The organism is Rhodoferax sp. U2-2l (genome assembly GCF_020594515.1).
In the GTDB taxonomy this organism is placed as follows: domain Bacteria; phylum Pseudomonadota; class Gammaproteobacteria; order Burkholderiales; family Burkholderiaceae_C; genus Rhodoferax.
Map to the genome: position 1 here is coordinate 111,678 of NZ_JAJCTH010000017.1, position 21,533 is coordinate 133,210.

Below are 21,533 nucleotides of genomic sequence, written 5' to 3' on the forward strand. Positions count from 1 at the left end.
CGGAAATCCGGGGTAATCACACAGGCCACACCAACTCCGCTGTCCACCGATGATGAAGGGGTTTTGGGTATATGGGGCCCAAACACCCCGCCAACAAAATCAGGACGCCTGCAACTGATGCGTGACCAGCTTGAAGTCCGGGTCCTCCGGGAACGATTTCACCTTGAAGCCCAGCCCACGCATCAGTTTGAGCATGTTGTTGTTGTTGGCCAGCACCAGGCCTTCAATCTCGGTCAGACCCTTCTCACGCGCAAAGTCCATGATCGACAACATCAGCCGTGAGCCCAGGCCCTGGCCTTTGAAGTCATCCGCCACCACCAAGGAGAACTCGCAGCTGCTTCGGTCCGGGTTGGTGATGTAGCGCGACACGCCCACGATGCGGGTCGTCTGCTGTGACTGGCCATTGGCGTCCAGGCTGGTGGAGGCATGCAAGGCCACCAGTGCCATTTCGCGGTCGTAATCGATCAGCGTGAAGCGCGCCAGCATGTTGGAGGGCAGCTCCTGCATGCTCGACACAAACCTGAAATAACGGCTCTCGGGTGAGAGTCCGCGCACAAAGCTCTGCAACATCAGCGCGTCGTCCGGGTGGATCGGGCGCACGATGTATTCACCGCCACCGGCCATCGGGCACACCTGCTCATGGTGCGACGGGTAGGGCAGGATGGACAGGTGGTTGTAGTGCCGCACCGAGGGCGCCGCGTTGTCGATGACGATGCGTGCATCCACCGCCAGTGCGCCGGACTCGTCCACGATGATGGGGTTGATGTCCATCTCGCGCAGTTGCGGCAGTTCACACGCCATTTCTGACACACGCAGCAGGATTTGCTCCAGCGCCTCGACATTGGCGGCTTTGGCACCGCGCCAGAAACCCAGGGTTTCTGCCACGCGAGAGCGTTCGATGAGGCGGCGCGCCAGAAACTGGTTCAACGGCGGCAGTTCCATGGCACGGTCGTTGATCAGCTCGATCATGGTGCCACCGGCACCAAAAGCGATCACCGGGCCAAACGGGTCGTCGGTGACCAAGCCGACACACACCTCGCGGCCACGTTGCTGGCTGGACATGTTTTGCACCGTGACGCCGTTGATCTTGGCGTCGGGCTGCAACCGTGTCACGTTATGGATCATGTCGACAAACGTATCGCGCACGCCTACGGCGTTCATCACGTTCAAGGCGACACCCTGCACATCCGACTTGTGGCTGATATCGGGTGAGTCGATCTTGAGCGCCACCGGGAAACCCAGTTGGGTGGCAATCATCATCGCTTCGTTGGGGGAACGCGCCAAAATGGTCTTGGTGACCGGAATGTGGAACGCTGCCAGCAGCGCCTTGGACTCCATCTCGGTCAACACCTTGCGGCGCTCGGCCAGCACACTCTCGATGAGCAATCGCGCGCCTTCCACGTCGGGCATGGCCAGATCACTCAGCGGCGGCGGTGTTTGCTGCAGCAGTTGCTGGTTCTGGTAGAAAGAGGCAATGTTGCCAAAGGCGCCCACGGCGGCTTCCGGCGTGCGAAACGTCGGGATGTTGGCCTCATTGAGAAGCCGACGCGCATCACCCACCGAGGCGTCGCCCATCCAGCAGGTCAGCAGGGGTTTGCTCACCTGGCGGTTGAAGCTGGCAATGGCGGTGGCGATGGCATCACCATCGATGTCGACCTTGGGTGAATAAATCACCAAAATACCGTCAATCTGCGAAGCGCGGCAGGCGGCCTCGATGGCGGTGCGGTAATGCTCGGGACCGGCATCTTCGGACACGTCAATCAAATCGTTGAGGGTTGCCAAGGGGGGCATCAACGGCTTGAGCGCGACGATCTCTTCAGGCTTCAACCGACCCAACTGCAGGTTGATTTCATTCACCCAGTCGGCCGCCAGCACACCCGGCCCACCACCATTGGTGACGATGGCCAAACGCCGCCCCACCGGCTTGTAACGCGAGGCCAGGCACTTGGCCGCCGAGAACAATTGTACAAAGGAGCGCACCCGCACCGCACCGGCCCGGCGCAGTGCGGCGTCAAACACATCGTCACTGCCCACGATGGTGCCCGAGTGGGTCAGCGCGGCCCGGTTGCCCGCCGGCTTGCGCCCGGCTTTGAGCACCACCACCGGCTTGGCGTTGGCGGCGGCACGCAGCGCACTCATGAAGCGTCGGGCGTTGGTGATGCCCTCCATGTAGACCACGATGCTGTGGGTTTTGGCGTCCGAAGCCAAAAAGTCCAGCACCTGCGCCATGTCCACCGCCGTGTTGGGCCCCAGTGACACCACGGTGGAAAAACCCACCGCGTTTTTGCGCGCCCAGTCCAGAATGGATGAGGTCAGCGCGCCCGACTGCGACACCAGCGCCAGCGGTCCGGTGGCGGCCAAGGGGCCTGCCACGCTGGCGTTCAGATTCAGGTGCGGCCGCTGAAACCCCAGACAGTTCGGCCCGAGCAGATAAATGCCGTCGCGCGAGGCCATCTTGTGCAATTCGGTCGCCATGGCCGCGTCAATCCCGCTGGAAATCACCAGCGCCGAGTGGCATTTGATGCGCCCGGCCAGCTCCAGGGCGGCGGGTACTTCGCTGGGTGGCAGAGCGATGATGGCCAGATCAGCCTGCGTGTTGGCCAGATCGGCCAGCGTGCCGCTGGCGTGGGTGTCCAGAAACACCAGTTTGCCGCTGTACTGCTGCGCGGTGATGGCGCGGTGCAGGGCACGCGCCTGCGGTGTCTGCGACTCAGGCTGGTCAGACCGACCGGCAAACACCGCAATGGAGCCCGGGGAAAACAACGACGTTAAAAAATGCTTATCCATGAAACTGCTTATTGACTTTTAGAAACCGTGTCAAGCTTAACCTGTACGTTCAGAAAAAGCACTGATATCGCACACCTAAACGCGATTGTGGCAGCGCCTGCGGGCAAGCAAACCACACTGCGCAGCGCGGTATCCTTGCCACCCATGCCCCTGCCCCGCTTTTTGAGATGGCCGCCCCGCTGATTCGCCGCATTGCCCACCTGGACATGGATGCGTTTTACGCCTCGGTGGAGTTGCTGCGTTACCCGCAACTCAAAGGCCTGCCGGTGGTGATTGGCGGCGCTCGGCGCTCGGCCGACAACGACTTCTCGCAAACCCACGCCGATGTCCCCTTAAGCCGCATTCCGGTGGCCGACTTCCCCCGGCTGGCGGGCTACACCGGGCGCGGCGTGATCACCACCGCCACCTACGCGGCGCGCCAGTCAGGCGTGGGCTCGGCCATGGGGCTGATGAAAGCCGCCAAACTCTGCCCCGAGGCCATCCTGTTGCCGGTGGACTTTGCCGAGATCCGGCGCTATTCCCGCGCCTTCAAAGACATCATTCTGGACATCGCCCCGGTGATGGAAGACCGCGGCGTGGACGAGGTGTTCATCGACTTCACCGAGGTGCCCGGTGGCCAGCGCGACGGTGGCCGGGTGCTGGCGCGCCTCATCCAAAAAACCATCTTCCAGGCCACCGGGCTGACCTGCTCGCTGGGCGTGGCACCCAACAAGCTGCTGGCCAAAATGGCCAGCGAGTTCAACAAGCCCAATGGCATCGCGGTTGTGTATGAAGACGATGTGCCCTCAAAAATCTGGCCACTGGCCTGCCGCAAGATCAACGGCGTGGGGCCCAAGGCCGAAGAAAAGCTGCTGAGTCTGGGGATCACCACCATTGGTCAACTCGCGCAAAAAGACGTGGACTGGCTCATTGACCATTTCGGCCAGAAAACCGGCGCCTGGCTGTTTGACGCCGCACAAGGCCGCGACGACCGCCCCTTGGTCACCGAGAGTGAACCGGTGTCGATCAGCCGCGAAACCACGTTTGAGCGCGACCTGCACGCGGTGCGCGACAAAGCCGAGCTGGGCGCCATCTTCACGTGGCTGTGCGAACAGGTGGCAGCTGATCTGGCGGCCAAAGGGTATGTCGGCAAAACCATCGGCATCAAGCTGCGCTTTGACGACTTCAAAAGTGTCACCCGCGATCAGACGGTAGATGCCTATGTGGGTGATGCCAAAACCATCCGCCAGGTGGCCGGGCTGTGCCTCAAACGTGTGCCCCTGACCCAACGGTTGCGCTTGCTGGGTGTGCGGGTGGGCTCGCTGGTGCGCCGTGATGAGGCGCAGACCCGTGAGCCGCATCGGCTCAACGACATGAATCTGAAGGCGTCAATCGGCCTGTTTTGAAGAGCGTTCAAGGTATGTGGCTTTGTTCCGCTTGCTGCGCAGCGGCGTGGTCTGACCGGTAAGATTTTGGTCTTTCCGGTCATCGCATCGGCATCATCACCACCAAGGACATGACCATGTTGAATAAACGAACCCTGTTGAAAAGTCTGGCTGGCATGCTGGGCGCAACCGTGCTGTCCGACCGGGCTTTGGCCGCGAGCAAGTTTGCCGTCACCAAATCCGAAGCCGAATGGCGCAAATTTCTCTCGCCCGCCGCGTACGAGGTGCTGTTTGAGCACGACACCGAGCGCGCCGGCAGCAGCCCGCTCAACGGCGAAAACCGCCCTGGCACCTTCATCTGCGCGGCCTGCAACCAGCCGCTGTTTGACGCCGCCACCAAGTTTGAGAGCGGCACCGGCTGGCCCAGCTTCTGGCAGCCGCTGCCTGGTGCACTGGGCACCTCCAGAGACTTCAAACTGATTTATCCGCGCACCGAGTACCACTGCGCGCGCTGCGGCGGGCACCAAGGCCATGTGTTTGACGACGGCCCCCAGCCTACCGGCAAGCGCTACTGCAACAACGGTGTGGCACTGGCCTTTGTGCCCAAGGCGCTGCCACTGCCACCGCTGCGGACCTGATCATCCAAATGACCGCAAGCCGCTATTGATCAGTCTTGTAGCGGTAGCCACAAGTGCCAAGGGTGGGCGGTTTGCCGAACCTGCTTATTGCCGGCCGGTGCGCACATTGGGCGGCAAGGCCTGCGGAAAACTGGTGCGAAACGGGTTGATGTCGAGTCCACCGCGACGCGTGTAACGCGCGTACACCGCCAGCTTGTGGGGTTGGCAGCGCGCCATGATGTCGATGAACATGCGCTCGACACAATCCTCGTGGAAGCCATTGTGGTTGCGAAAACTCACGATGTAGCGCAGCAGCCCGGCCTGGTCGATCTGTGGGCCAAAGTAGCTGATCTGCACACTGCCCCAGTCGGGCTGACCGGTCACCGGGCAGTTGCTCTTGAGCAGGTGGCTGGTCAATACCTCGCTGACCGGGGCTTCGTCCAGGACGGAGGTCAACAGCTCGGGCGCTGGCGTGTAAGCGTCGCAGTCCAGGTCAAGGCGATCCAGACTCAGGCCGTCGAGGTCATGGATGGGCTCCTGGTCAAACAGCTCGGCAGGCACCAGCTTGACACCCACACTGCTTTGCATCACGCCACCCCGCCAAGCGGCGTCGGTCAAGTCGGCGCGCAGGCGTGCCTGCACCTCAGCTGCATCACCAAACCGGGTGTTGCTGAAACTGCCCAGGTAGAGCTTGAACGACTTGCTCTCGATGATGTTGGTCGACTCACACGGCACGGTGATGTGGGCCAACGCCAGTTGCGGTTTGCCACGAGTATTGAGCCAGCTCAGCTCAAACGCGGTCCACAGGTCGGCCCCCAGAAACGGCAGTCGCTGACTGATACCGAGCTTCTCGCGCTGCGCCGCGCGGGGAATCGGAAACAGCAGGCTGGCATCGTACTGATCGACATACTGCGTGGCCTGGCCAAGAGGGGAATGGTCGATGGGGTTCATAAGCACTCTACTTTCAATAGCTTCTTAACCTTTTATCAAAAGGGCTTGAGCGTCATTCCTTCTGCAAAAATCAGTCCGCACCCCGGCGCCGAAACACCAGCCGATCAGGCGTCGAAGCACCCGCGTCATAGGCATAACCTTCGGCATCAAAACCGACCAGCTGCTCAGGCTTTTTGAGCGCGTGCACAGCGGCAAAACGCGCCATCAAGCCGCGTGCGCGTTTGGCGTGAAAACTCACGATCTTGTATTTGCCGCTCTTGTATTCCTCAAACACACACTCCACCACCCGCGCTTTGAGGGCCGTGCGGTCCACCGCCTTGAAATACTCGACCGAAGCCAGGTTAACGATGACCGGCGCCGCATCCTTCTTCAGACGGGTGTTGAGGTGCTCGGCAATCTGGCTGCCCCAGAACTCGTACAGGTTTTTGCCACGCGCATTGGCCAACTGCGTGCCCATTTCCAGCCGGTAGGGCTGCATGTAGTCCAGCGGCCGCAGCACGCCGTAGAGGCCGCTCAAAATGCCCACATGTTCCTGCAGCCAGGCCAGCGCCTTGGTATCCAGCGTTTTGGCGTCCAGGCCGCCATACACATCACCGTTGAAAGCCAGCACCGCTTGTTTGGCATTTTTGGCAGTGAACTTCGGCGTCCAGGCTTGGTATCGCGCCACATTGAGGCCGCTCAGGGTGTCGCTCAGGTGCATCAGCTGGGCGATGTCCTGGGGCGATTTCTGGCGCAGGATCTCGATCAGTTCGGCAGACTGCGGAACAAACTGCGGCTGGGTGTGTGGCACATCACCGGCCGGGGTGTCGTAGTCGAGGGCTTTGGCGGGGGAGAGTAAAAGCAGCATGGTGGCAAGGGATAAGGGTTGGGTCGCACACTTCAGACCGGTCAGGTTTTCATTATCGTGACAGCGTCATTAAGAATGCCTATGGATAGCTTATAGACAATGCATCATGAAAACGATAGATCAGCACTATGATTTACGCCATCGGTGAAACACACAGTGCACCGACGCTTTCTTAACCACCCAACCAGGAGTCTTCCATGTCCTTGATCAATACCCAAGTCCAACCTTTCAAAGCCAAAGCTTTCCACAATGGCCAGTTCATCGACGTGACCGAAGCCAGCCTCAAAGGCAAATGGTCGGTCGTGATTTTTATGCCTGCTGCCTTCACCTTCAATTGCCCGACCGAAGTGGAAGACGCCGCTGAACATTACGCTGAATTCCAGAAGGCCAACACCGAGGTCTACATCGTCACCACCGACACCCATTTCTCGCACAAGGTGTGGCACGAAACCTCTCCCGCCGTGGGCAAGGCCAAGTTCCCGCTGGTGGGTGACCCCACCCACCAACTGACCCGCGCTTTTGACGTGCATATCGACGCTGACGGCCTGGCCTACCGCGGTACCTTCGTGATCAACCCGGACGGCGTGATCAAGACCCTGGAAATCCACTCCAACGAAATCGCCCGCGACGTCAAGGAAACCCTGCGCAAGCTCAAGGCTGCCCAGTACACCGCTTCGCACCCCGGCGAAGTGTGCCCTGCCAAGTGGAACGAAGGTGCCAAGACCATCGCTCCCTCGCTGGAACTGGTCGGCAAGATCTAAATCCCCGGTGACATCAACGGCACATCGTCACCGGTGTGCCCCAAGCCGGACTGGGACAAGCTGCCCCGCAGCTTGCCCACCGGTTTTTTTTCGAACAAAATTTGCCTCCAGCCCGATCTAAAAGGGCCGCAACAGGCGATCCAAGCAATAGCACCTAAGGAATCCATCATGCTCGACCAAGATCTGAAAACACAACTGGCCGCTTATCTGCAGCGCGTGACACAACCGTTCGAGCTGGTGGCCACCCTGGACGACAGCGACACCAGCCGCGACATGCGTGAGCTGCTGCAAACCATTCAAAGCCTGCGCGCCGACAAGATCAGCCTGCGTTTTGACGGCACCGATAGCCGCAAACCCTCATTCACCGTGCAGCGCCTGGGCGCCACCAACAGCCTGCGCTTTGCCGGCCTGCCGCTCGGCCACGAATTCACCTCGCTGGTGCTCGCGCTGTTGTGGACCGGTGGCCACCCGCCCAAGGTTGAAGCCGACGTGATCGAACAAATCACCCAACTGGACGGCGACTTCAATTTTGAGGTGTTCATGTCGCTGACCTGCCACAACTGCCCCGACGTGGTGCAGGCGCTGAGCCTGATGGCCATTCTCAACCCCAAGATCAAGACCGTGGTGATCGAAGGCGGCGCGTTCCAGGAAGAAGTCGCCCGCCGCCAGATCATGGCGGTGCCGATTGTTTTCCTCAATGGCCAGGACTTTGGCTCGGGCCGTATGACGCTCGAAGAAATTGTGGCCAAGCTCGATACTGGCTCGGCCGCGCGCGACGCTGCCAAACTCAGCGCCCAGGCACCTTACGACGTGCTGATCGTCGGTGGCGGCCCTGCTGGCGCGGCGGCTGCCGTGTATGCCGCCCGCAAGGGCATTCGCACTGGTATCGCCGCAGAGCGTTTTGGCGGCCAGGTGAACGACACCATGGGCATCGAAAATTTCATCTCGGTCACAGAAACCACCGGTCCGAAGTTCGCTGCGGCGCTCGAAGCGCATGTGAAGAGCTACGACGTCAACCTGATGAACGGCCAAAAGGCTGACAAGCTCATCCCGGCGTCCGAGCCGGGCGGCTTGATCGAGCTGCAGCTGGCCAACGGCGGCTCGCTCAAGAGCAAAACCGTGATCCTGAGCACCGGCGCACGCTGGCGCAATGTGAATGTGCCCGGCGAACAAGAGTACAAAAACAAGGGCGTGGCCTACTGCCCGCACTGCGATGGCCCGCTGTTCAAGGGCAAACGCGTGGGCGTGATCGGCGGCGGCAACTCGGGCGTGGAAGCCGCCATTGATCTGGCCGGCATCGTCGAACACGTGACGCTGATCGAGTTTGACACCAAGTTGCGCGCCGACGCGGTGCTGGTGGCCAAGCTGCAAAGCCTGCCCAACACCACCATCATCGTCAACGCCCAAACCACCGAGATCACCGGCGATGGCCAGAAGATGAACGGTCTGAGCTACAAGGACCGCGCCACCGGCGAGGTGCACCACCTGGCCATGGCCGGTGTGTTTGTCCAAATCGGCCTGGTGCCCAACACCGAATGGCTCAAAGGCACGCTGGAGCTGAGCCGCCACGGCGAAATCATGGTCGATGCCAAAGGCCACACCAACCTGCCCGGCGTGTTTGCCGCTGGCGACTGCACCACCGTGCCCTTTAAGCAAATCATCATCGCCACCGGCGACGGCGCCAAGGCGGCCCTGAGCGCGTTTGATTACCTGATGCGCCTGCCAGCGGCTTGAGGGTGCGTTACTCCCAGCGCAAGGCGGCAATGTCGTGCGCGAAGATGGGGTAATTCATCCACCAACCCTTGATGCCTTTGCGCGCCACCGTGGTGATCTGTGCGGCGTATATCCAGGCATTCACCGCGTCATCGGCCAGATGCCGCTGCAGGTCGGCAAACAGCAGTTGGCGCTCCCGGGCGGTATGGCTGGCGGCGTGGCGTGCCACCAAGGCACGAAACGCCGGGCTGTCATAGCCAAAGTAGTATTGCGGATCGGCGTAAATGTGGTAGTCCAGCGGCTCCACGTGGTTGATCACGGTCAGGTCGAACTGGCCTTTGAACGTGCCGGCAAGCCATTCAGGCCAGGTGACTTCTTCGATCCTGACCTGCACGCCAATTTGCGCCAGCGCATCCACCATGAAGGCGCGGTCGTTGCGTGCGTAAGGTGTGGGCGGCAAGGTCAGGCCCAGCACCAGCGGCAGCTTCACGCCCGCCGCTTTCAGCAAGGCCCGGGATCGCTGCGGGTCATACGGGTACAGACCTGCCAGGTGCACGTAGCCGGCCTCGGTGGGCGAAAAATGGCTGCCGATGGCCTTGGCGCGGCCACCCAGAACGCGGGTAATAAAGGCCTCGCGGTCAATGGCGTGGGTGATGGCCCGGCGCACCCGCACATCATCCAGCGGTTTGCGTTTGTTGTTGATGGCCAGCATGCCCTTGCCGCTGGACGAACCCACCAGCACCAGGTATTGGCTGTTGCTCTGAAACTGCTGCACGGTTTGCACGGCAATGTTGAACAACATGTCGACTTCACCCGACAACACGGCAGCCGCCTGCGCCTGCGGGTCGTTGATGAAGCGAAACGTGACCTGCGGAATCTGCACCTGGGCGGCCTGACGAAAGCCCGCCGACTTGACCAGCGTCACTCCCCAGCCTTTTTGCCAGCGTTCAAACCGGTAGGGGCCGGTGCCCACGGGCTGTGTGGCGGCTTGGGCGGCACTGCGCGGATGCAGGATCACGGCGGTGTTTTCGCCCAGCCGAAACAGCACATTCGCATCAGGGTTGTGCAGCGTGAGTACGACGGTGTGGGCGTCTGGCGTGCTGATGCTGGCGATGTTGTCAAACAGCACTTTCTTGGCCTTGTTGGCTGACCCCGGGGCTTTGGCGCGTTCGAATGAAAACTTGACGGCTGCTGCATCAAATGGCGAGCCATCATGAAATTGCACACCCTCGCGCAGCGCAAAGGTGTAGCGCCTGCCGTCCGGGCTGCGCTCCCAGGAGGCCGCCAGCAAGGGCGACGTGTTCCCGCTTTCTTCAATCTTGGTCAAGCCCTCAAACACGTTGTAATGCACTAACTCGCCAATCGAGGCCGAGGCCGATGTGGTGGGGTCCAGGCTGTCGACTTCCAGCGACAAGCTCAACGTGACGGCACGCTGGCGGTCTTGCGCCCAGGTCGACGGCACACCCCCCGCCAGCCCCGTCAAGGCGCCCATCCGGGCGAGCGTAGAACAAGCGAAATCGCGGCGGTTGATTGACACAGACAGGGTCTCCAGAATAACTGCGCGCCACAACGCGCTGGCGCTTAAATGGCCGAAAACGCAAGGGTGGCATGCCATACTATAGTTGCAAGGCACCGTGCCGCTCCCCGCCAAGCGCCGCCATGGTTTGGCCATCCGACCTTTATGCTCACCCGCTCTTCATTGACATCCCGACTGGCCAGACCCCTTGTCCGCGGCTTGCTCGCGGTGGCCGCCATGCTGCTGCTGGGCCTGCTCGCCTGGGGCCTGCGCACCACCTATGAGGACCGGATGCAGCGCAGCCACCACCAAGCCGAACGCGAGTTGATGACCGTGGGCCACCTGCAGGCCGAAGGTGTGGCCGCTTGGCGCGATCAGCGCATGGGCGATGCGTTTACCTTGTCTGACGACGGCCTGCTGGCGGGCGCCGCGGCCGACTGGTTCAAGACTACCTCCATCGACCGCGCGGCCCCGGTGCAGCAGCGCCTGCGCATCTTGCAGGAGCGCGCCAAATACGTGGCGGTGTATTTGCTTGACGCCCGCGGGCAGCTGCGGCTTGCCCCCCAGGGTGAGGCCGGACCACCCTTGCCAGAGCCTGAGCAACAGGCCTTGCAAGACGCCCTGTCGCAAGCCATTCCAGTGGCGGTGGAGCCGCGCGTTGACCCGGTCTTTGCGTTTCCGTTTTTCAGCGTCATCGCGCCCCTGTTTGACGGCGCACAGCCCATCGGTGCGGTGTGGCTGGTGTCCGACGTGCGCAGCACTTTGCTGCCCCTTCTCAACAGCTGGCCAACGCCCAGCCAGAGCGCCGAATCGAGCATCATCATGCGCCAGGGTGACAACGTGGTGTACCTGAGCCCGAAGCGCCACCTGGCCGATGCGAGCTGGGCCGAGCGCATCCCGTTGGCCCGCACCCAAGACCCCGCCGTGCAAGTCATTTTGGGCGCACGTGGCATTTTTTATGCGCAGGACTACCGCGCCAAAGACGTCATCGCCATGGCCAGCGCCGTGCCTGGCTCCCCCTGGTTTCTGGTCACCAAAATCGACGTGGCTGAGGTCTTGGCGGGCACCCAGCGGCGCGAACTCCAGGCCTTGGGCCTGCCCGTGATTTTGGGGTTGTTGTTGCTTGGCATCCTGTTTGCCATCTGGCAGCGTAGCGCCTGGCTGCGCGAGCGCGCCCTGAAGACGGAGTTGCAGCGCAACATGCACTGGCTGGAAGGCGCCCAAAAAGTGGCCGCCATGGGCTATTTCGCCCTGGACGTGGCGCGCAACGAATTCACCCTTTCTGGTCTGGCGCATGACATTTTCCGGTTGCCCCAGGGCAGCCAGGTTGGCATGACGCACTGGATGGCGCTGATTGACCCCGAAGACTTTGAGCGGGTCCATACCCAGTACCAGCAGGCCGTGTTGCAACGCACCCCGCTGCGCACCCAATACCGCATTCACCCCGACAAGGCGGCGCCACCGCGCTGGGTCGAGGTTTGGGGAGACTTTGAAATTGACGATGAAATTGACCAGGTGACACGCCTGATTGGCACCGTGCAAGACATCACGGAGCGCAAGCAAATCGAAGAAGATCTGGCCCGCTATCGCAGCGCCCTGGAGGAGAAGGTACGCCTTGACCCCCTGACGCAACTGGCCAACCGGCTGGCCCTGAGCGAGCACGTGGCTACAGAATGGCAGCGCGCCATGCGCGCACAAGCGCCGTTGTCGCTGATGATGATCGACGTCGACCATTTCAAGGCCTACAACGACCACTACGGCCACGTTGCGGGCGACCACGCCCTGCAGCGCGTGGCCCAGGCCATTTCAGGTTCGGTGAATCGGGCTGGCGAATTGGCAGCGCGCTACGGCGGCGAGGAATTTGCCGTGCTGCTGCCCGATGCGGACCTGCCGCGGGCGCAGGTGACGGCTGAGCGCATTTGCGCGGCCGTGCGGGCCTTGCACATCGCGCATACCGCGTCCGATGTCGACACCGGCGTCACCGTCAGCATTGGCGTGGTGTGCGTGCGCCCAAGCTTCATGGATGCACCCGGTACGCCATCGGTGCCCCTGGCCCAGACCATGTTCGAGCAGGCAGACGCCGCCCTGTACCAAGCCAAGCAGCAGGGCCGCAACCGCGTGGCGATTTTTGGCGCCCAAGCGTAAGCCGACCGTCCCCGGCTTGCGGCCTGGCTGACCGGTAGCCCGCCCGTTCGCCTGCACACCGGGTCGAATAAAATCGCCCACTTTCTCCCTACCTCGCCGTGGTGTCCGTCAACGGATGCCGTGCATCGCGGGCGTGCCAAAAAATGACACACCCGCAAAAAAAACCAACACACACCATGACTGACGCCATCCAACAACCCGGCTTGAACAGCCTGTCCAAATCCTTTGAGCCCGCCGCCCTGGAAGCCCACTGGGGCCCGGAGTGGGAAAAGCGTGGTTATGGCACAGCGGGTGCCCGGGGCACCGGCCAGCCTGATGCGGATGCTGCCGCGCGCGGTGACAACTTCTGCATCCAGCTGCCACCACCGAACGTGACCGGTACCTTGCACATGGGCCACGCGTTCAACCAGACCATCATGGACAGCTTGACGCGCTACCACCGCATGGCGGGCTTCAACACCGCCTGGATTCCGGGCACCGACCACGCCGGTATTGCCACCCAGATCGTCGTTGAGCGCCAGTTGCAAGCCCAAGGCATCAGCCGCCACGACATGGGCCCGACACCCGCAGAAGCCCGCAAAAACTTTGTAAGCAAGGTCTGGGAGTGGAAAGAAAAAAGCGGCAACACCATCACCACCCAGATGCGCCGTATGGGTGACACCGTAGACTGGAGCCGCGAATATTTCACGATGGACCCCAAGCTGTCCAAAACCGTGACAGAAACCTTTGTGCGCTTGTACGAGCAAGGCCTGATCTACCGTGGCAAACGCCTGGTCAACTGGGACCCGGTGTTAATGAGCGCAGTGTCTGATCTGGAAGTGGAGTCTGAAGAAGAAGACGGCAGCCTGTGGCACATCATGTACCCATTTGCCGACGGCCCACAGCTGGTCAACGGTGAGATGGCGCCTGGCCTGGTCGTGGCCACCACCCGGCCGGAGACCATGCTGGGCGACGTGGCCGCCATGGTGCACCCTGAGGACGAACGTTACGCTCACCTGATTGGCAAACACGTCACCCTGCCCTTGTGCAACCGGACCATTCCGATCATTGCCGACGACTATGTGGATAAAGCTTTTGGCACCGGTGTGGTCAAAGTCACTCCGGCGCATGACCAGAACGACTACCAGGTCGGTCAGCGCCACAAATTGCCGATGATCTGTGTGCTGACGTTGGATGCCAAGATAGAGGCCAACGCACCCGTCGCGTACATCGGCATGGACCGCTTTGCCGCCCGCAAACAGATCGTCAAAGACCTGCAGGCGCTGGAACTGATGGTTGAGATCAAAAAACACAAACTGATGGTGCCGCGTTGCGCCCGCACCGGTCAGGTGATCGAGCCGATGTTGACCGACCAGTGGTTTGTGGCCATGTCGAAAGTGTCCGAGCAAGACCCCACCGGCAAAAGCATCACCCAAAAAGCCATTGACGCGGTGCAGTCGGGCGAAGTGAAGTTTGTGCCAGAGAACTGGGTCAACACCTACAACCAGTGGATGAACAACATTCAGGACTGGTGCATCAGCCGCCAGCTCTGGTGGGGCCACCAGATTCCGGCCTGGTACGCCGAAGACGGTACGGTTTTTGTAGCACGTAACGAAGAAGATGCGAGGGCTCAGGCCCAAAAGGCCGGTTATACCGGCGCCCTCAAGCGAGATGAGGACGTGCTTGACACCTGGTACTCCAGCGCGCTGGTGCCGTTCAGCACCATGGGCTGGCCTGAAAAAACGCCCGACTACGACCTCTACCTGCCCAGCAGCGTGCTGGTCACCGGTTACGACATCATCTTCTTCTGGGTCGCCCGGATGATCATGATGACCACCCATTTCACCGGCAAGGTGCCGTTTAAACACGTTTACATCCACGGCCTGGTGCGCGACGCACAGGGCCACAAGATGAGCAAGTCGGAAGGCAATGTGCTGGACCCGGTCGATTTGATCGACGGCATTGCTCTACCCGAACTGCTGGTCAAACGCGCCGAGGGCCTGCGCAAACCCGAAACTGCGCCGCAAGTACGCAAAAACACCGAGAAAGAGTTCCCCAACGGCATCCCCGCCTTTGGCGCCGATGCGTTGCGCTTCACCTTTGCCTCGCTGGCCTCGCTGGGCCGCTCCATCAATTTCGACGCCAAACGCTGCGAGGGTTACCGCAACTTCTGCAACAAACTCTGGAACGCCAGCCGCTTTGTGCTGATGAACTGCGAAGGCCAGGACTGCGGTTTGAACAACCACAGCCCGGCCGAGTGCGCCACAGGCGACTACCTAAAGTTCAGCCAGGCCGACCGCTGGATCGTCTCGCTGCTGCAAAAAGCCGAGGCGGATGTCACCCAAGGCTTCACCGACTACCGGCTCGACAACGTCGCCAGCACGATTTACGACTTTGTCTGGAACGAGTTCTGCGATTGGTACTTGGAAATCGCCAAGGTGCAAATCCAAACCGGCGACGAGGCGCAAAAACGCGCGACCCGCCGCACCCTGATCCGCACGCTGGAAACCATTTTGCGGCTGGCGCACCCGATCATCCCGTTTGTGACAGAAGAACTCTGGCAAGTGGTGGCCCCGCTGGCGGGACGTGCCGGTGCCTCGGTGGCGATTGCGGCTTACCCGGTGAGCCAGCCCGAGCGCATCGACCCAGGTTCAATAGCCCATGTAGCCAAACTTAAGACCCTGGTTGACGCCTGCCGCAACCTGCGTGGCGAGATGAATGTGTCACCCGCAACCCGGCTGCCGCTGTTTGTGCTGGCGGGCTCCCCTGCCGAAGCCGCTTTCATGACCGAGGCCGCACCGGTGTTGCAGGCGCTGGCCAAACTCAACGAAGTGCGGGTGTTTAGCGACGAGACCGCCTGGGCAGCTGCCGCCCAAGCCGCACCGGTGGCGGTGGTGGGCGAAGCACGTATCTGCCTCTTCATGGAAATTGACGTGGCCGCCGAAAAGGCGCGCCTGGGCAAGGAACTGGCGCGGCTCGAAGGCGAAATCCTCAAGGCCAACGGCAAACTCGGCAACGAGTCCTTTGTGGCGCGGGCACCGGCTGCGGTGATTGATCAGGAACGCAAACGCTTGGCCGACTTTGAAGCCACAGTGGCCAAGGTCAAGGACCAACTGGCACGCCTGGGCTGATGTGGGATGGGGGCCGCAACGCTGCGGCCCTGTTGAAGGCTCGGCAGGCCTGGGGCGACAAGTGCCGCCCTGGCCCGCGACCAGGTTTTAACGACGGCGCAGCACGTGGATGTAGGTGTCGTTGAGCGTTTGCTGGTCCAGCAACTCATTGCCAGTCTGACGGGCAAAGGCCTTGAAGTCGCGCATCGACCCGGCATCCGTCGCCGTCACCTGCAGCGTCTGGCCGCTTTCCATGGTGCTCAAAGCCTTTTTGGCGTGCAGGATGGGTAAGGGGCAATTCAGGCCGCTGGTGTCGATCTCTTTGTCAATATGCATGGCTCATTCCTGGAAATTGAAGTCTGGGGTTACGCCCGGATTACGCCGGAAAAACACCGGTGGACAGGTACCGGTCGCCCCGGTCACAGACGATAAAAACGATGGTTGCATGGCGCGCTGTTTTGGCAATCTCTTGGGCCACCCAGCAGGCGCCGGCGGCCGAGATACCCGCAAAAATGCCTTCATCGCGCGCCAGGCGGCGGCACATGGATTCAGCATCTTCCTGGGTCACATACATCAGCTCGTCGACATGGGTCGGGTCGTAAATTTTGGGCAAATAGGCCTGCGGCCATTTGCGGATACCCGGAATACGCGAGCCATCCGTGGGTTGCACGCCGATGATTTTGATGGCCGGGTTCTTCTTCTTGAGGTACTGCGAGACACCGGTGATGGTGCCGGTGGTGCCCATGGCGCTGACAAAGTGCGTGATTTTGCCTTTGGTGTCTTTCCAGATTTCCGGACCCGTCGTTTCGACATGGATGCGCGGGTTGTCCTGGTTGGCAAACTGGTCCAGCACGCGGCCTTTGCCTTCGCGCGCCATCTGGTCAGCCAGGTCACGGGAATACTCCATGCCACCACTTTTGGGGGTCAGGATCAGCTCGGCACCAAAGGCTTTCATGGTCTGGGCGCGCTCAATCGACAAATCCTCGGGCATGACCAGGATCATCTTGTAACCCTTGACAGCCGCCGCCATGGCCAGCGCGATGCCGGTGTTGCCCGAGGTGGCCTCGATCAACGTGTCACCCGGCTTGATCTCACCGCGCTCTTGCGCCCGCACAATCATCGAAAACGCCGCCCGGTCCTTGACCGAACCGGCTGGGTTGTTGCCCTCCAGTTTGCCCAAAATCACGTTGCCATGCTGCTGGCACACCTCGGCACCCATTCGCTGCAGACGAATCAGCGGCGTGTGGCCAATCAAATCTTCAATCGTTGGATATTTCATACCCCGCACTGTGCCATAATTCGCGCTCTCCCCCGTTGCCCGGGTGGTGAAATTGGTAGACGCAGGGGACTCAAAATCCCCCTCCGAAAGGAGTGCCGGTTCGATTCCGGCCCCGGGCACCAGAATTTCATTTCAGACAGTCTCAAGCTCCCTCGCACCCCGCACGTTTCACCAGCGTCGCGGGTTTTTTGTTATCTCAAGGTGCCTCACTGGCGACCATGACACACCCTCCAACCATCGCGCTTTTGGTGGCATCAGGAAAAACCAGGGAACCGACAAATGCGGGGCGCAATGACAGGTGACATCATCGGTTCGTGGTGTGCGCCACTTTTTCACAACGAAGCCACATTCAGTGACAACACGGTCTGCGCAGTGGTCGCAGCGGCGCGACTCGGCATCCCGCAAAACATCGCGATCAAGACCTGGGCCCGTTTACCGCGCGACATGCACCAAGTGATGACGGCTTTGCACAACCACGACAGCGCCATGGCGGGGTGAGTCAGCATGACCAAACAAAACCCTGATGATCTGGTGCGGGCGACCGAATTGATCGCCGGTGCGCAGGCGTTGATCGTTGCCGCAGGTGCCGGCATGGGGGTGGATTCAGGCCTGCCTGATTTTCGGGGCAAGGAAGGGTTTTGGCGGGCGTACCCGGCGTTTCGCTCGGCGGGTCTGGATTTCTACGACATGGCATCGCCCGCCGCTTTTGAGGCACGCCCCACACAAGCGTGGGGCTTTTATGGCCACCGCCTGGCCATGTATCGGGCCACTGTTCCGCACCAGGGCTTTGCCTTGCTCAAGCGCTGGATGGGCGCCAAACCCCTGGGTGGCTGGGTCTTCACCAGCAACGTGGATGGTCAATTCCAGAAGGCTGGTTTTGAGCCGGATCGACTCTATGAGTGCCACGGCTCCATCCACCATCTGCAATGCACCCAGCCGTGCGGTGACGAGATTTGGGCTGCGGATGACGTCCACCCAGACATCGATACCGACAGCTGTGCGTTGACCAGCGCCCTGCCAAGCTGCCCCAGCTGCGGGGCGATGGCACGGCCCAACATCTTGATGTTCGGCGACGGGGCCTGGGTAGGGCATCGGTCAGCCGCCCAGTCCCGCCAGCTGGCGCATTGGCTCAGCCAAGTCGAGCGCCCCGTGGTCATCGAGATCGGGGCGGGTCAGGCCGTCCCCACAGTGCGTTCCTTCAGCCAGCGAATGGTGGCGCAATTTGACGCTCGCCTGGTTCGCATCAACACGGACGATCCCCGGGTGCCGAGTGCGATGGATGTGGGCTTGCCGATGCCTGGCTTGCCTTGCCTGCTGGCGATCGATGACTTGTTGCGACAAATGAAAAGCGCTTGATAGAAAGTTGATAAACGATCCGCCCCCGTCACGCCTGCGCCAGCCCCTGCACCACCGTCGGGTAGCGCAGCGTCAGGCGCAGCTCCTTTTTCAGTCGGGTGTTGTCCATGCGCCGCGATTCACTCATGAAGCTCAGCAGCGCCAGCGGCAGGCGTTTCTGCGCCTCCACGCGGGTCAGGCGCTCGGGCCGGGGCAGGCCGTACAAGTCAGCAGCCAACTCGAAGTAGTCGGCCATCTTCAGGCAGGTGTCGTCGTTGGTGTTGTAGATGCGTTGCGGCGCACCGTGCCACAGTGCGGCCACGCAGGCGCGGGCCAGGTCATCGGCGTGGATGTGGTTGGTGTAGACGTCATCGTCAGCGCACAGCATGGGCGTGCCGCGTAACAGGCGCTCACGTGGTGTGCCGCCCACGCGGTTGGGTGCGTAGATGCCGGGGATGCGCAAGATGGTGCTGGGCACGCCGGTGGCGCGGCCAAAGTGGCGCACCTGATATTCCGCGTCAATGCGCCGCTTGGCCCTTGTTGTGTAGGGGTTCACAGCCCGTGTTTCGGTCGCCAGGTCACCCTGCAAATCGCCATAAACACCGCTGGTGGAGCCATACACCAGCGATTCAGGCCGGCTGCGCAGGCGCAACACCCGCATCAATGCCTGGGTGCGCGGATCGGCGTGGCCCGCGTCAGAAGGCGGTGCCAGATGCACCACACGGCTGGCCAGACCGCTGAGCCGCCGCAACGAAGCTGGCTCGTCCAGATTGCCCAAAAGCGGTGTGATGCCCAGCGCGCGCAGTTCTGGCAGGCGCGCCGCGCTGGAGGTGAGCGCCAGCAACCGCACCCGGCCACGCATCAGAGTCGCCACGCGCAGGCCAATGTCGCCGCAGCCCACCAGCAGCACCCGTTCGCGCCGGAAACGGGCCGGCAGCGCACCCGGGCGGGCGGCATACAACAGGGAATGGGAGCTTTTTAATGCGGGCAAAATGACGTCCTTCCAGTTTTGATATCAGTGCCAAGGATAACGACAACATGCCCCCCGCAGCCGACACCTCTTCCACCTTTCAGGTCACCATTGAACCCAGCCAACGCACCTACACCGTCTCAGCCGACGAAACCCTGCTGGCAGGCGGCATCCGCGCCGGCATCAACATGGCCTATGGCTGCAAGGACGGTGCCTGCGGGTCGTGCAAATGCAAAAAACTCAGCGGCAGCGTGGTCCACAGTGCGCACCAGGCCAAGGCCTTGAGCGAGGACGAAGAAGCGCAGGGCCTGGTGCTGACCTGCTGCGCCACCCCCACCAGCGACGTGGTGCTGGAGTCGCGCCAGGTGACTGCCCAGGGCGCCTACCCGATCAAAAAGATGCCCACCCGCATCAACCTGATGGAGAAGAAGTCGGCTGACGTGATCCGCCTGCTGCTGCAGCTGCCCGCCAGCGAGCCGTTTCCATACCATGCCGGGCAATACATCGAGTTTTTGCTGCCCAATGGCGTGCGGCGCAGTTATTCGATGGCCAACGCACCCCAGACGCTGGCCAACATGCTGGAACTGCACATCCGCCACATGCCCGGCGGCCTGTTCACCGACCAGGTGTTTGGCACCTTGAAAGAGCGCGACATCCTGCGCATCGAAGGCCCGTACGGCAGCTTCTACCTGCGTGAGGACAGCACCAAACCGATGATTTTCCTGGCCTCGGGCACCGGTTTTGCCCCGATCAAGGCGCTGATCGAGCACATGCAGCGAACCCACATTACCCGCCCGGTCACCTTTTACTGGGGTGGGCGCCGGCCCGCTGACCTGTACATGATGGACTGGGTCAACGCCAAACTGGCCGAGATGCCCCATCTGCGGTTTGTGCCGGTGGTGTCAGACGCGTTGCCTGAGGACGACTGGCACGGTCGCACCGGCTTTGTGCACCAAGCCGTGCTGCAGGATGTGCCCGACTTGTCCGGCTACCAGGTGTACGCCTGCGGCGCACCGGTTGTGGTGGCATCCGCCCAGCGCGACTACCTGCTGGCGGGGCTGCCTGCTGACGAGTTCTACGCCGACGCCTTCACCTCTGAAGCCGACAAGGCCCTGACGGCCACCCTGATTTGATTCACTCCCAAGGACTTGCATGCGCACCCGAACTTTCCTCCTGAGCACCCTGGCCCTGGCTGCCGCCATGGTCGTACCACTGGCCCACGCACAAGACAAGCCGATCCGCCTGATCGTGCCTTACGCCGCCGGTGGCCCGCTGGACATCACCGCACGCGCCCTGGCTGAGCGCGTCAAGGACAGCCTGGGCACGGTGATCATCGACAACAAACCCGGTGCCGGTGGCAACATCGGCGCCAGCGCGGTGGCCAAGGCGGCGCCGGACGGCCTGACCATTGGTATTGCCGCCACTGCCACGCATGCGGTCAACCCGTGGCTGTACAGCAAGATGCCGTTCAACGCCGCCACCGACTTTGCCCCCATCACCCAGATGGTGCGGGTGCCCAATGTGCTGGTGATGAATGCCGACACCGCTGCACGCCTGAAAATCAGCACCCTGAAAGACCTGATTGCCTACGCCAAAGCCAACCCGGCCAAGCTCAACTACGGCAGCGGCGGCAACGGCAGCGCCGGGCATCTGGCGGGTGAGTTGTTCAAGAAAGAAGCCGGTATTTTTGCCGTGCACATTCCCTACAACGGCGGCAACCCGGCGCAGTTGGGGCTGCTCAGCGGCCAGGTGGACTACAACTTTGACAACCTGGCCACGGCTGCGCCCAACATCAAGGCCGGCAAGCTCAAAGCCTTGGCCGTGACCACCCTCACCGCATCCAGCGCGCTGCCCGGTGTGCCACCGGTGGCCGACACCCTGAAGGGCTTCTCGGTCGACACCTGGTGGGGCTTGGTGGCCCCGGCGGGCACGCCCAAAGACGTGATCACCAAGCTCAACACCGCTTTTGTGGCGGCCTTGAACGCCCCCGAGACCAAAACCCGCTTTGCCACGCTGATGGCCGAGCCCGTGCCCACCACGCCCGAGGCCTTTGGCATCCTGATGGCCAACGAGCGCACCAAGTACGAAGGCATGGTCAAAACCTCCGGCGCCCAGGTGGACTGAGCCTGAGCCAGTCGGCGCCCAACGGGACCGCGGCG

The 21,533-nt window shown here is 61.7% G+C and carries 16 protein-coding genes and 1 tRNA gene; 10 read left to right on the forward strand and 7 right to left on the reverse strand.

The window, feature by feature from the left end; translation table 11 throughout:
* Positions 1-99 precede the first annotated feature (99 nt).
* Positions 100-2,787, reverse strand: coding sequence for a bifunctional acetate--CoA ligase family protein/GNAT family N-acetyltransferase (locus LHU53_RS15815; RefSeq protein ID WP_227333679.1), 2,688 nt, complete (start codon positions 2,785-2,787; stop codon positions 100-102).
* Positions 2,788-2,954: 167 nt separating this feature from the next.
* Here LHU53_RS15815 and LHU53_RS15820 point away from each other — a divergent pair, with 167 nt between their 5' ends.
* The gene (locus LHU53_RS15820; protein ID WP_227333681.1) at positions 2,955-4,172 is read left to right on the forward strand and encodes a DNA polymerase IV; all 1,218 of its coding nucleotides are present in this window, start codon (positions 2,955-2,957) and stop codon (positions 4,170-4,172) included.
* A gap of 110 nt (positions 4,173-4,282) precedes the next feature.
* Positions 4,283-4,789, forward strand: a complete 507-nt coding sequence (gene msrB, locus LHU53_RS15825; protein WP_370632332.1) for a peptide-methionine (R)-S-oxide reductase MsrB — start codon at positions 4,283-4,285, stop codon at positions 4,787-4,789.
* Between the two features lie 84 nt (positions 4,790-4,873).
* On the opposite strand, the gene queF is transcribed toward msrB, so the two are convergent.
* Both queF and yaaA read right to left on the reverse strand, forming a co-directional pair.
* The gene (gene queF, locus LHU53_RS15830) at positions 4,874-5,719 is read right to left on the reverse strand and encodes an NADPH-dependent 7-cyano-7-deazaguanine reductase QueF (RefSeq protein WP_227333682.1); all 846 of its coding nucleotides are present in this window, start codon (positions 5,717-5,719) and stop codon (positions 4,874-4,876) included.
* Positions 5,720-5,789: 70 nt separating this feature from the next.
* Positions 5,790-6,566: a peroxide stress protein YaaA gene (gene yaaA / locus LHU53_RS15835; protein ID WP_227333684.1), complete on the reverse strand. Its 777-nt coding sequence runs from the start codon at positions 6,564-6,566 to the stop codon at positions 5,790-5,792.
* A 197-nt stretch (positions 6,567-6,763) separates the two neighbouring features.
* Between yaaA and ahpC the strand changes: the two genes are divergently transcribed.
* Positions 6,764-7,327 carry an alkyl hydroperoxide reductase subunit C gene (gene ahpC, locus LHU53_RS15840; protein ID WP_227333686.1) on the forward strand — a complete coding sequence of 188 codons (564 nt, stop codon included), beginning with the start codon at positions 6,764-6,766 and terminating at the stop codon, positions 7,325-7,327.
* Between the two features lie 168 nt (positions 7,328-7,495).
* The gene (gene ahpF / locus LHU53_RS15845; protein ID WP_227333688.1) at positions 7,496-9,061 is read left to right on the forward strand and encodes an alkyl hydroperoxide reductase subunit F; all 1,566 of its coding nucleotides are present in this window, start codon (positions 7,496-7,498) and stop codon (positions 9,059-9,061) included.
* 7 nt (positions 9,062-9,068) lie between these two features.
* Here the strand turns inward: ahpF and LHU53_RS15850 are convergent, their stop codons facing one another.
* Positions 9,069-10,577 (reverse strand): ABC transporter substrate-binding protein, encoded by a 1,509-nt coding sequence (locus LHU53_RS15850; protein ID WP_370632333.1) that lies wholly within the window; start codon positions 10,575-10,577, stop codon positions 9,069-9,071.
* A gap of 144 nt (positions 10,578-10,721) precedes the next feature.
* Here LHU53_RS15850 and LHU53_RS15855 point away from each other — a divergent pair, with 144 nt between their 5' ends.
* Positions 10,722-12,701 carry a diguanylate cyclase domain-containing protein gene (locus tag LHU53_RS15855; protein ID WP_227333690.1) on the forward strand — a complete coding sequence of 660 codons (1,980 nt, stop codon included), beginning with the start codon at positions 10,722-10,724 and terminating at the stop codon, positions 12,699-12,701.
* Between the two features lie 176 nt (positions 12,702-12,877).
* A complete protein-coding gene (locus LHU53_RS15860) occupies positions 12,878-15,811 on the forward strand; it encodes a valine--tRNA ligase (protein ID WP_227333692.1) in 2,934 nt (977 codons plus the stop codon).
* An 87-nt stretch (positions 15,812-15,898) separates the two neighbouring features.
* Here the strand turns inward: LHU53_RS15860 and LHU53_RS15865 are convergent, their stop codons facing one another.
* Both LHU53_RS15865 and cysM read right to left on the reverse strand, forming a co-directional pair.
* On the reverse strand, positions 15,899-16,126 hold the full coding sequence (locus LHU53_RS15865; protein ID WP_227333693.1) for a sulfurtransferase TusA family protein: 228 nt from the start codon (positions 16,124-16,126) through the stop codon (positions 15,899-15,901).
* A gap of 40 nt (positions 16,127-16,166) precedes the next feature.
* On the reverse strand, positions 16,167-17,069 hold the full coding sequence (cysM, locus tag LHU53_RS15870; RefSeq protein WP_227333695.1) for a cysteine synthase CysM: 903 nt from the start codon (positions 17,067-17,069) through the stop codon (positions 16,167-16,169).
* A 37-nt stretch (positions 17,070-17,106) separates the two neighbouring features.
* On the opposite strand from cysM, the gene LHU53_RS15875 reads away from it, so the two are divergent.
* Both LHU53_RS15875 and LHU53_RS15880 read left to right on the forward strand, forming a co-directional pair.
* Positions 17,107-17,191: transfer RNA gene (locus tag LHU53_RS15875), tRNA-Leu, on the forward strand.
* A 382-nt stretch (positions 17,192-17,573) separates the two neighbouring features.
* Complete coding sequence (locus LHU53_RS15880; protein ID WP_227333696.1) at positions 17,574-18,425, forward strand: Sir2 family NAD-dependent protein deacetylase; 852 nt, start codon at positions 17,574-17,576, stop codon at positions 18,423-18,425.
* A gap of 28 nt (positions 18,426-18,453) precedes the next feature.
* Here LHU53_RS15880 and LHU53_RS15885 read toward each other — a convergent pair whose 3' ends face one another.
* Positions 18,454-19,395: an NAD-dependent epimerase/dehydratase family protein gene (locus tag LHU53_RS15885; protein ID WP_227333698.1), complete on the reverse strand. Its 942-nt coding sequence runs from the start codon at positions 19,393-19,395 to the stop codon at positions 18,454-18,456.
* Between the two features lie 47 nt (positions 19,396-19,442).
* On the opposite strand from LHU53_RS15885, the gene LHU53_RS15890 reads away from it, so the two are divergent.
* Positions 19,443-20,507: a CDP-6-deoxy-delta-3,4-glucoseen reductase gene (locus LHU53_RS15890; protein WP_227333701.1), complete on the forward strand. Its 1,065-nt coding sequence runs from the start codon at positions 19,443-19,445 to the stop codon at positions 20,505-20,507.
* Between the two features lie 19 nt (positions 20,508-20,526).
* The gene (locus tag LHU53_RS15895) at positions 20,527-21,498 is read left to right on the forward strand and encodes a tripartite tricarboxylate transporter substrate binding protein (RefSeq protein WP_227333703.1); all 972 of its coding nucleotides are present in this window, start codon (positions 20,527-20,529) and stop codon (positions 21,496-21,498) included.
* Positions 21,499-21,533 lie beyond the last annotated feature (35 nt).

Excerpts from the sequence above, each read along its gene's own strand:
- LHU53_RS15865 (WP_227333693.1), bottom strand. The coding sequence starts at position 16,126 with ATGCATATTGACAAAGAGATCGACACCAGCGGCCTGAATTGCCCCTTA.
- LHU53_RS15855 (WP_227333690.1), top strand. The coding sequence starts at position 10,722 with ATGCTCACCCGCTCTTCATTGACATCCCGACTGGCCAGACCCCTTGTC.
- LHU53_RS15815 (WP_227333679.1), bottom strand. The coding sequence starts at position 2,787 with ATGGATAAGCATTTTTTAACGTCGTTGTTTTCCCCGGGCTCCATTGCG.
- cysM (WP_227333695.1), bottom strand. The coding sequence starts at position 17,069 with ATGAAATATCCAACGATTGAAGATTTGATTGGCCACACGCCGCTGATT.
- queF (WP_227333682.1), bottom strand. The coding sequence starts at position 5,719 with ATGAACCCCATCGACCATTCCCCTCTTGGCCAGGCCACGCAGTATGTC.
- ahpF (WP_227333688.1), top strand. The coding sequence starts at position 7,496 with ATGCTCGACCAAGATCTGAAAACACAACTGGCCGCTTATCTGCAGCGC.
- LHU53_RS15890 (WP_227333701.1), top strand. The coding sequence starts at position 19,443 with ATGCCCCCCGCAGCCGACACCTCTTCCACCTTTCAGGTCACCATTGAA.
- LHU53_RS15895 (WP_227333703.1), top strand. The coding sequence starts at position 20,527 with ATGCGCACCCGAACTTTCCTCCTGAGCACCCTGGCCCTGGCTGCCGCC.
- LHU53_RS15880 (WP_227333696.1), top strand. The coding sequence starts at position 17,574 with ATGACCAAACAAAACCCTGATGATCTGGTGCGGGCGACCGAATTGATC.
- LHU53_RS15820 (WP_227333681.1), top strand. The coding sequence starts at position 2,955 with ATGGCCGCCCCGCTGATTCGCCGCATTGCCCACCTGGACATGGATGCG.
- msrB (WP_370632332.1), top strand. The coding sequence starts at position 4,283 with ATGACCATGTTGAATAAACGAACCCTGTTGAAAAGTCTGGCTGGCATG.
- yaaA (WP_227333684.1), bottom strand. The coding sequence starts at position 6,566 with ATGCTGCTTTTACTCTCCCCCGCCAAAGCCCTCGACTACGACACCCCG.
- LHU53_RS15860 (WP_227333692.1), top strand. The coding sequence starts at position 12,878 with ATGACTGACGCCATCCAACAACCCGGCTTGAACAGCCTGTCCAAATCC.
- ahpC (WP_227333686.1), top strand. The coding sequence starts at position 6,764 with ATGTCCTTGATCAATACCCAAGTCCAACCTTTCAAAGCCAAAGCTTTC.